Below are 1,587 nucleotides of genomic sequence, written 5' to 3'. Positions count from 1 at the left end.
TCATGACCTCACGATTGAGCCGATCGAGGATGGAGCTGGCGCCCCGAATCTCTCTCAGCATATCGGTGCCAAAGACATAGCTTTTGATGCGGTCGGTGTCGAGAGCCACCAGCGAATAGGCCACAGCTGCGCTACCTCCTTTGGACGTCTACAGTCTTCTCTAGCTGACCTGCGCGGCAGACAACAACAGTATAGCATAGTTATATGCGAATTGCATATGAGATCCTCTGTTAATTTCGCTCCATAACTTCAAGGGTTGATTGTATAGGGCGCAAGAAAAAAGCATCCATACACGCTCTGTACAGCGCGCATGGATGCTGTGCTACTGCCTCTCACAAGCCCAGACGGGAAAGCTCTACACCTAGAGAGGAGCTGAGCAGTCAAATTAGCTAGTTTCAAAACCACTTTGGTAGGACCTGACTGCCCGCCTTCAGTATAGCACAGCATCTGCCCAAAAAAGCAAGCCCAGGTACTCAGGCAAGACAATTCTCATGCTGAGCAGCTGTCTTTCCATCCCTGGCACTGCGAGAGGAGGTCTCTCCTTCTTTCGCTTTCCAATTGAGTCTTGCCTTCTCTTGGAAGGCAAGACTCAATTATGAGATCTTTAGATTATATTTTGAACACTGAGCGCAATATCAACATTAAAAACTCCCACAGGCGATGGGGGAGGGGTTCCAGGACAGGCTGGAGATGTCTCATTGCTTCTTCCAAAAGATGTCTCATTGCTTCTTCCTCTTTTGGAAGAAGCAATGCTCCTATCTCCCTCCCAATAGTCTGTACTCCTTTCTCAGTCAAACTCCTAATTACTTGCTCCCTTATCTTCCTCAAAACCTTCCCAGGCGACTGAGAAGGGCTTGCTTCTGGGGAGTGGGCTGTTTCCGACCGCTCGCTAGGAGAACGGGGCCGTGAATCTAGCTTTTCTCTTGTCGGAGGCGAAACATATGTCTGCCTCGGTGCAGGTCGCTTAGATCGCTTTGGGAAAGTAGCTGGATTTGACTGCTTTGATCTTCTCTGCGTGTTTCGAACCTTCCTAAATTTCTTCTTTTTCATTTTTACATTACTCCTTTCTTTCGAATTTGAATTTTCTGAAAAATCTCGTTTCTGCTCTTTAAGAGCAAAATCTGGTTTGAAAACTCTACTTTCAATGTCGGAGAACAACTCTCTCCGACTAACTCAAGTTGCCAGACCATAGATGGCAACTTCACTTCCTTGAGAGCTGGTTCTGCTATGAATAGCATGAATAAAACCTCCAGGATTCCAGTCTCCAAGCATCATCGCCCTGCAGCAGGGGCAAATTGTGTGGCTGTAGCGCAGCCTGGCAGTCAGGCATGGTAAACTCACCTCCTTTACCTGATCCTTCTATGAATAGAACGAACAGATCTCCAGAAATTTCAGTCTCCAAGGACCATCGCCCTCCAGCAGGGGCAAAATAGGCGATCCTGGCATGGCAGTTGTGAGCAGAATACAACGGCGAAGGACAACAGAGAAGGGTACTGGCCATTCAGGCATCTCCGGTGAGCAGCAGGGCATCACCGTGCCTGATCCACTCGAGCGCCACACCGCGGGCACAGACCGTCTCATCGGTAT

General features: G+C 48.8%; 1 protein-coding gene. It reads right to left on the bottom strand.

From position 1 onward, the window contains the following. Positions 1-609 precede the first annotated feature (609 nt). Entirely contained in the window at positions 610-1,158 is a 549-nt protein-coding gene (locus tag ACFMO7_RS21865; protein WP_376797603.1) for a hypothetical protein, read from the bottom strand. Between the last annotated feature and the right edge of the window lie 429 nt (positions 1,159-1,587).

It is taken from the genome of Thermogemmatispora sp. (assembly GCF_042408735.1).
In the GTDB taxonomy this organism is placed as follows: domain Bacteria; phylum Chloroflexota; class Ktedonobacteria; order Ktedonobacterales; family Ktedonobacteraceae; genus Thermogemmatispora.
Note: the sequence above shows the minus strand (reverse complement) of the source record. Positions and strands in the feature narration are given on the sequence as shown.